Origin of the sequence: Actinophytocola sp. (assembly GCF_035634895.1) — a bacterium.
Lineage (GTDB): Bacteria > Actinomycetota > Actinomycetes > Mycobacteriales > Pseudonocardiaceae > Actinophytocola.
On record NZ_DASQCC010000030.1, the window covers coordinates 1 to 7,547 of the forward strand.

Here is a 7,547-nt window from a genome sequence, read left to right on the forward strand (position 1 = left end):
AGGCCGGGATCGAGATGGAGAAGCAGCGCGGCGCGCGTGAGTGGCTGCGCGCGGTCCGCCACCACGTCGTCCGCGCCTACGACCAGACCGGGATGACCAGCGACCAGCTCGCCGAGCTGCTGTTCAAGATCTGACCTGCCCACCACCGAAGGGGAGCACCCGTCATGCAGGACTTCGCCGACCTGGACACCGCGACGCTGCGGGGCATCGCCGCTCGCGGTGACTACACCAAGCCCAACGGCCGGGCGCTCGGGCGTCACGCCTTCGCGGTGGCCTACGCCGCCCGCCGGGAAGTCGACCGGCGCGAGTGGTGGGAAGCCGCGCACGTGGCCGAGACAGGCGCTGTCGTCGAGCACCGCGACTTGCACGGCGAGCCGTGCGACCACAAGTCCGTCACCGAGATGCAGCTCTGCGCGGACGACCAGGCGGCCGAAGCCGAGGGGATCTACCGGGCCGAGACCCACGCCGAGAACGCCTGGCTTCGCTGGGCCGAGGGCGGCTGGGACCTGACCGGCGCGTACTCCGCGGAGCTGTACGACCCGCGGTTCGTCCGCGCGTGACCCTTCCCGGACCCTTTCGGGAAACCCTTCCGGAAACCCTTCCCGTAACCCTCGCTGGAACCCTTCCGGTGAGGGTTCGGGAAGGAGTTTCCCTACTACAACTACAACTACAACTACGAGAGCTTCGCTCTCGACGCGCTTGCGCGCGGCGGTCCGGAGATCGGGCGTCGTGACCGTCTCTTGTGGAGGGGGCTTGTTTCACACACTACACGTGATGTAGTGTCTGAAACAAGAGAGCAGCAGAGAGGACCCGGACGATGCACCCGACAGTCGCCGCCAACGCCCAGCACCGCCTCGACGACGCCACCGGCAAGTGGAAGCGAGTCCGCGCAGGCGTCTACGAGAACTTCGAGGGCTGGAAGATCACCAAGACCCCGGACGGCTACCGCTGGCAGGTGCTCAACCCGGCGGGTGACGTCGTCACGAAGTGGAGCGAGCCCACCCTCACCTGGGCGAAGATCGCCGCCGAGAAGCTGATCGCCGAAGCCGCCGAGCAGCCCGCCCCGGCCGAGCCCGTCCAGGTCGACGAGCCCGCCGACACCCGCACCCCGCGGCAGATCGCCTGCGCCGCCGCCGAGACCTGCACCGACGCGCTGCACCAGCACCTGTACGGCGACGACGCCCCGCGCGGCCTGGAGAAGCACACCAACGCCCACGAGGCCGAGCGCGACGGCTACCAGCCGTGCGCCACCTGCGGGCTCGCCGTCCAGCTCGCCAAGGGCACGAAGCACGGTTACGCCCACGTGGACCGGGACACCTTCATCAGCAACTGGCCCCACCACGACACCGTGTCCGCGCCGTCCGCGATCGACGCGCAGCTGGAGAACCTGTGGGCCGACGTCGTAAAGGCCCGCCAGCTGTTCAGCTCGGCCGCCGACCTGGCCCGCATCGTCACCGGCGAGCGCAAGGTGTACCGCGGCAACCGGCGGGTGTACGCCTCAACGGAGACCGAAGCGCTCGACGCCCTCCAGGCCCGGCTGAACGAGAACACGATCTCGTCGCACGAGGTCGAGCGAGCGCGCCGAGCGCTGGCCAGGGCTGCTGAGGCGGTCGAGGCGGACAAGCAGGCACGCGCCGCGATCGAGCCGCTGGACGAGCTGTACGACGCGCGCCCGTGGTCGCGGTTCTTCACCGTCCCCGGCGGACACATCCACTTCGGTATGCGCTGCAAGGGCGGCACGATCCGCGTGCGCACGCAGCTCGCGTGGAACACCGTCCTGTCCGGGCAGGTCGAGCGTGACGCCGTCGACCACCTCGGCCCGCACCTGTGCTCGCACTGCTTCCCGTCTGCGCCGGTCGAGTGGCAGCGCGACCCGGCCGACAAGCCCGCCGACCCCGACCAGTGCACCGACCTCGAGCTGACCGACGCGCAGCGCGCGAAGGTCAACCCGCGCCGGATCTCGAACTACGTGCGCTGCTCGTGCACTGCCGACGTGTCGGTCACCCCCAACGGCCGGAAGCGCAAGCACAAGCGCGGCGACCTGCCTAAGACCAAGAAGTGACCCGCCCGCCTCGCCCGGCGTCCCGCCGGGCGAGGCCTCATCCCCCGAGAGGAGAACTTGCTGTGCCCGACACGTCAGGCGACGCCGACCACCTGATCGGCGACACTGTCACCGCCCCAGTCCTCGGCGGCCTGTTCAAAGGCCAGGAGATCACCGGCGTCGTCCAGCGGATCGAGACCGTGCACGACACGCACGTGATCGCGCTGTGCGAGTCCGGCTACCGCATCACCATCCCGCGCAGGCTCGTCGAAGCCGCCCGCCGCACTGCCGCCCGCGCCGAGCAACCCGCGCAGCACCCTCAGTCCGCGCCTGCGGCCACCGACGCCGACCCGATGATCGAGATCCAGTGGAGCGAGTCCGTGTTCTACCGGACGCGCGTGAGGGCTAGCGAGGCACGCGCCGCGCTCGACGAGACGACCTACGAGGCCGACGACGACGCCCCGGCCCTGGCCGACGCGACGCCGATCGAGCTGGCGCAGCTCGTGCGCGCGAACGCCGACGCCCTGGACTCCTGGCTGGCCGACCGTACGCAGGACGACTTCCACTCGGTCGAGGACCGCTCGATCGACATCGTGCGGGTTCTGCCGTGACCCGGTACGCACCGAACGACCACCACCCGAAGTGCATCGCGACGTGCTGCCGCGACGAGTTCGGCCGGCCGCGCCCGCGTCGTCCCCGGCCACGGGTTCCGGCCCGTATCCCGCTTCTGCGGCGCACGGCGGCGCGCACAGGCATCGGCAGGTCCGTGCGCGTTCCGGCCCCGCAGCGGTCCGTACAGGGCTGGGAAGGGGGTGATTCGCCAGGCGTGGCGTGATGTCGCGCGGGCCTGGGCGACCGTCGCGAGAGGGGGATTGTTTCAGACACTACGAGTCATGTAGTGTCTGAAACAACAGCAGAGACGAACGCCCCGGAGGGCACGATGAACGACTACGCCAAGCAGGCAGCCGCAGCGCAGGACGCGCAGGATCGCGCCATCTCCTACGGCGCGAGCGTCGGCGGTGACGCGCTCGACGAGCGAAACCTGCGGATCCGCGCCGAGGCCAAGATGACCGTGGGCTTGGGGCACCCGGACCTCGTCGAGGTCACCCGCCTGCGCCTGCTGTCCGACCCCGGCTGCCCCTTCTGGGACATCTCGTACTGCTACGGCCTGCTCAAGTCCGACGCCGACCACCCCGCCGGCGTCCCCGTGCGCGTCGACCTCGGCGTCTACCAGCTCCCCAAGCGGGGCTTCCGCCGCACGCTCGTCGAGTTGGCCCAGGCCAACAACGTCTACGCGAAGGGGATCGGCCTGCTGGACAACATCTCCACCCTCAGCTGACCCACTGTGGGGCTGTCGCCACCACCACGGGCGGCAGCCCCGACATCCCGCCCACCACTCCAGAAAGGACACGCCCCGACATGCTCGCCACGATCCGCCGACACGCCAACGCCCACCAGCTCAAGGAAGGAAACCGGTTCATCGCACCGGTCGGCGCGATCGTGGACGAGCACCCCATCGCCGAGCCCGAGACCTTCCGCGTGGACGACGAACCGATCGTCGACAACGGACGCGTGTACGTCCCCGTCTCCTACCCGCCCGCCGCTGCCGACCTCGAGCCCGAAGCCGGGTGCGTCGAGCTGCCCGCGGACGCAGTCGTCGCGCTGCTCGACGGCAGGCGCAGAAGGGAGGACATCCCCGCCTGAGCCCTGATCTCTGAGCACGAGAGGAGGTGAACACGACCGGATGGCCGGCAAGTCCGACGAGACCGCGAACGCCGGGTGTGGCCACCCGAGCGCCAGCGGCAAGACCGACGGCTACTGCTCGTCGTCGGGCTGCTGGAACCACTACGAGAACCGCCACAAGGGCAGCAACGGCCCATAGTTGAACTCTCAATCATTCAACGTTCAACCATCGGGCGGGTGGCCTCTTCCCCGGTCGCCCGCCCCGACCCGCCAGGAGCACCCGCCACCATGCACGCCGTGCACTGCGACGGCACCCGCGCCGCCGCACTCGTCACCCACCCAGCCGGGGAACTGCTGCTCGTCGAGCCGCTGGCGCCCGTCTGGGCGTACTCCCTGCTGGGCATGGCCCCACCCGGAACGCACGTCAGCCACCACACCCCGATCGACACGACCCCGCTCGACGCCGCCTACCTGTTCACCGCCCAGCACGAGACCATCGAGAACACCAGCCTGCGGTTCGAGCCCGGCTCCATCCGGCTCGTCGTCGACCGCGAAGCCCCCGACGCCTGCCACCTCCCGCCCAACCCCCACCGGTCCCGCGGGCACTACTGGCGCGTGTTCGCTGCCCGCGCGGTCGGCGAGCTGGGCAAGTCTCCGACCATGCGGTCGACCCGATGGGTCAACCGCAGCGAACTCCAGGTGCTCGCCAACCGCACCATCTCCTGGACGCTCGGCGACGTCACCGACGAGCAGTTCCACGACACGCCCGGCCTGCGCCCGGTCTGGGTGTGGTGGCTGCACCTGCTCCAGATGATCGAGGTCGACCCGCGCCACGCCCTGCATGCGCTCGCCGTCGCGGGACGGGAGGACCAGCGGTGACCACCCAGACCGACGAGCAGCGCGAGACGCTGCCCGAGATGACCGTGACCGTCCGCGACAGCGAAGCCGAAGCACGCCGCTGGGGCTCCGGACGCGGCGACCCGGTCACCCGCAAGGTCACGATCTCGGCCATCTGCCCGAGATGCGGCGGCCCGCGCGGCGAGCCCTACGGCCACAACTTCTGCGACGACGGCGACTGGTCCTGGGTGCAGCGGTGGAACAACCCGTGCGGTCACGTCGACTACTACGAGGACGTGATCCGCGAGGCCGCCGCGCGCCTGGACACGATCGCCGAGCAGCAGCAGACCAGCGCGGCGGGTCAGTGGGTGCGCCGCGACCCGCACGACAGCCAGCCGTGGGAGACCTTCACCCACGACCAGATGCGCGACCTTCTCCAGGCCGTGCGCGACGGCGGCCGGCCAGACGTCGAGCGCGTGGAGTCGCGCACGCCGCGACGCGTCGTGTTCAAGCTGACCGCCGCCAACGGAGGCGGGCTCGCCACCTTCGATTGGCAGCCTGCGACGTGATGGCGGTCGGGCACGCGCTGTCGGGTCTCGCCGCCGGGGCCGCGCTCGTCGCGCTCGCCGGTGGCGGGACCGCAACCGCGGTGCTCGCCGGTGCGGTCACTGCCGGGGCTGCGCTACTGCCCGACCTCGACCACCCGTCCGCTATTGCGTCGCGCTACCTCGGGTGGCTCGGCGAGTTCGTCGGCGAGGTGTTGCGCTCGCTGTCGGCCGCTACGTATCGAGCGACGCGCACCCCGCTCGACCGTGGTAGCGACGGCGAGCACCGCTACCTGACACACACGCTCGTGTTCGGTATCGCCGCCGGGGCCGCTACCGGCGTGACCTGCGTAGCGGGCGGCTGGGTAGCGGTGCTTGTCGTGGTTGCGGTGTCGGTAGCGCTCGCGGTTGCGGCGCTGGGTGACGTCGTGGCGCGCGGAGTAACGCTCGCCGGTGGCGCGTGGGTAGCGGCGACGCCCGACCCGGTAGCGGCGCTCGACGAGCTGGGCGCGGCGGCCGGGGTAGCGGTAGCGGTGGGGTGCTGGGTGCACGCGCTCGGGGACGCGCTGACCGAGTCGGGAGTGCCGCTGCTGTGGCCGGTCCCGATCGGCGGACAGCGCTGGCGCGCACTGCGCATCCCCGAGCCGATCCGGTTCGACGTCAACGGGCCGGGTGAGCGGTGGGTGGCCTGGCCCCTGCTCGCGTTCGCCTGCGTGCTCGCGGTGCCCGGCGGCTGGCAGCTGCTCGACGTCGCCGCGGGCGCGGTCGTCGCGGCGCTCAGCGCGTTCGGCTGACCCGCAGCAGGCCCCCGGCTGACCGCCGGTGGCAGTGAGTGGCAGGGGGCTGCCACTGCGGGCAGGGGAGCAGGGCGCAGGAGTGCGACCTGCGGAAACGTCGCACCTGTCGTGAGTGGCAGGGGAGCTGCCACCCCTGCCACTCACTGCCATTCGCGCTGGTCAGGGCTGCTGTTGCAGCTCGGTGGCAGACGAGTGGCAGTGCTCGTCGAGTGGCAGCCCGGTGGCAGGGGTGAGTGGCAGCCCTCGATCCTCTTGTTTCACACACTACGATTCGTGTAGTGTTTGAAACGGAACGAGCGAGATAGGGAGCCGAAAATGCAGGTCACCACCACCCAGCAGCTGGACATCGTCCCCTGTGGCCTGGACCACGACCACGACCCGCACCCCTGGCAGGACGAAGTCGAGGGCATCCCTGCCGACTGGTACTGGTGCGACGGCTCCGCTTTCGCCGCCGACTTCGCCGACCTCCAGCAGTGACCCCGCGCGGGGGCGGCCCGACCTCCGTGCCCACATCCACCCTGACCAGGAGAAACGCCGTGAACGTCAACGTCACCCGCACCCGCGCCGCCATCGGCACGCAGCTCTCCGACTTCTTCAAGGCCGCCGACCTGCCGTGGGGCTTCACCACCCGGCTCGGCCTCCCGGCCTACGACGTCGAAGGCGACGCGCTCACGCTCGGCCAGGCCGCTGACCGGTACCTGCCTGGCGGCTTCGACGGCTCCTACGGCGGCAGCGGCCACCGGCACCCGCTCTACCGGGTCGGCCAGGTCGTGCGCGTCAACCTCGAGTACGTCCGCCGCCTCCCGGTCGGCGTGCTCGCCATCCGCGGTGCCCGGTACGCCGAGGACGGTTACGTCGCCCTCGTGCAGGACGCCACCGGTGGGCTGCACGTCGTCCCGGCGTAGCCCCCATCGCTACCGCTGAGGTGGCGGCCGGGCCGCTACCGCACCGCTACCCGCGACGTGCGCTACCCGCTCCCGGCCGCTACCCGCTCCGCTACCGCTCTCACCGCAACCCGCAACACCTGCCCCGCAACACCGCAACCACGGAGGTCGCTACGCCATGTCCACCGCAACCCAGACCGCCGCCGACACCGCAACCGGGGCCGACACCGGCGTCCGCACGATCACCCGCGACGACTACAAGCGGTTGCGCCCGTGGCAGTACGCGGGCCCGATCTCGTCGCTACTGCCCGAGTGGCGCGACGAGTTCGCCCGCACCGGCGCAACCCACTGGGTCCTGACCAACGAGCGCGGCGCGACCGTTCTGGCCCCGGCTCGCGTCGAGGACGAGCAGTGATCGCTACCGGGTTGCTGGGCGACTTCTGAAAGGAGGGTTGTTTCAGGCACTACAAGTAATGTAGTGTCTGAAACGGCAGAGCGAAGCATCCCCGGAGGACACGATGACCAGCACCACCCCGACGTTCTTCTGCGCACGGGCCAACGCGATCCACCCGGTCGACATCGACGACAACGGCGCGTGGTGGTGCATGTTGTGCGGCACCGCCATCAACTGCGACGAGTGCGGCGAGACCCTGCACAACCAGCACGAGTGCCCGCCGCTGATCGCCCCCGACCCGCAGCAACTCGTGCGCATCGCTGAACTGCTCGACGTGCTCGACGGCCCCGCCCGCGCCGCTGTCGT

At 70.6% G+C, this 7,547-nt stretch carries 13 protein-coding genes; all 13 read left to right on the forward strand.

The genetic code is table 11. The features are described from left to right. The first annotated feature begins 164 nt into the window (after positions 1-164). The gene (locus VET29_RS04665) at positions 165-560 is read left to right on the forward strand and encodes a hypothetical protein (RefSeq protein ID WP_324915059.1); all 396 of its coding nucleotides are present in this window, start codon (positions 165-167) and stop codon (positions 558-560) included. Positions 561-817: 257 nt separating this feature from the next. Beyond that, on the forward strand, positions 818-2,062 hold the full coding sequence (locus VET29_RS04670) for a hypothetical protein (protein ID WP_324915061.1): 1,245 nt from the start codon (positions 818-820) through the stop codon (positions 2,060-2,062). A 62-nt stretch (positions 2,063-2,124) separates the two neighbouring features. Beyond that, positions 2,125-2,652 carry a hypothetical protein gene (locus VET29_RS04675; protein ID WP_324915063.1) on the forward strand — a complete coding sequence of 176 codons (528 nt, stop codon included), beginning with the start codon at positions 2,125-2,127 and terminating at the stop codon, positions 2,650-2,652. Between the two features lie 329 nt (positions 2,653-2,981). Beyond that, positions 2,982-3,380 (forward strand): hypothetical protein, encoded by a 399-nt coding sequence (locus VET29_RS04680; protein WP_324915065.1) that lies wholly within the window; start codon positions 2,982-2,984, stop codon positions 3,378-3,380. Positions 3,381-3,460: 80 nt separating this feature from the next. Beyond that, a complete protein-coding gene (locus VET29_RS04685) occupies positions 3,461-3,745 on the forward strand; it encodes a hypothetical protein (protein WP_324915067.1) in 285 nt (94 codons plus the stop codon). A gap of 40 nt (positions 3,746-3,785) precedes the next feature. Next, on the forward strand, positions 3,786-3,923 hold the full coding sequence (locus tag VET29_RS04690) for a hypothetical protein (RefSeq protein WP_324915069.1): 138 nt from the start codon (positions 3,786-3,788) through the stop codon (positions 3,921-3,923). A 38-nt stretch (positions 3,924-3,961) separates the two neighbouring features. Then, the gene (locus tag VET29_RS04695) at positions 3,962-4,603 is read left to right on the forward strand and encodes a hypothetical protein (protein WP_324915071.1); all 642 of its coding nucleotides are present in this window, start codon (positions 3,962-3,964) and stop codon (positions 4,601-4,603) included. Beyond that, positions 4,600-5,130, forward strand: coding sequence for a hypothetical protein (locus VET29_RS04700; protein WP_324915073.1), 531 nt, complete (start codon positions 4,600-4,602; stop codon positions 5,128-5,130). Before VET29_RS04695 ends, VET29_RS04700 begins: the two co-directional genes overlap by 4 nt. Beyond that, complete coding sequence (locus VET29_RS04705; protein ID WP_324915075.1) at positions 5,130-5,900, forward strand: metal-dependent hydrolase; 771 nt, start codon at positions 5,130-5,132, stop codon at positions 5,898-5,900. Before VET29_RS04700 ends, VET29_RS04705 begins: the two co-directional genes overlap by 1 nt. A gap of 318 nt (positions 5,901-6,218) precedes the next feature. Beyond that, positions 6,219-6,380, forward strand: a complete 162-nt coding sequence (locus VET29_RS04710; RefSeq protein WP_324915077.1) for a hypothetical protein — start codon at positions 6,219-6,221, stop codon at positions 6,378-6,380. Positions 6,381-6,439: 59 nt separating this feature from the next. Continuing rightward, the gene (locus VET29_RS04715) at positions 6,440-6,808 is read left to right on the forward strand and encodes a hypothetical protein (RefSeq protein ID WP_324915079.1); all 369 of its coding nucleotides are present in this window, start codon (positions 6,440-6,442) and stop codon (positions 6,806-6,808) included. 157 nt (positions 6,809-6,965) lie between these two features. After that, positions 6,966-7,202: a hypothetical protein gene (locus VET29_RS04720; protein ID WP_324915081.1), complete on the forward strand. Its 237-nt coding sequence runs from the start codon at positions 6,966-6,968 to the stop codon at positions 7,200-7,202. A 103-nt stretch (positions 7,203-7,305) separates the two neighbouring features. Next, on the forward strand, positions 7,306-7,547 hold a 242-nt coding region (locus tag VET29_RS04725; protein WP_324915083.1), incomplete at its 3' end, for a hypothetical protein.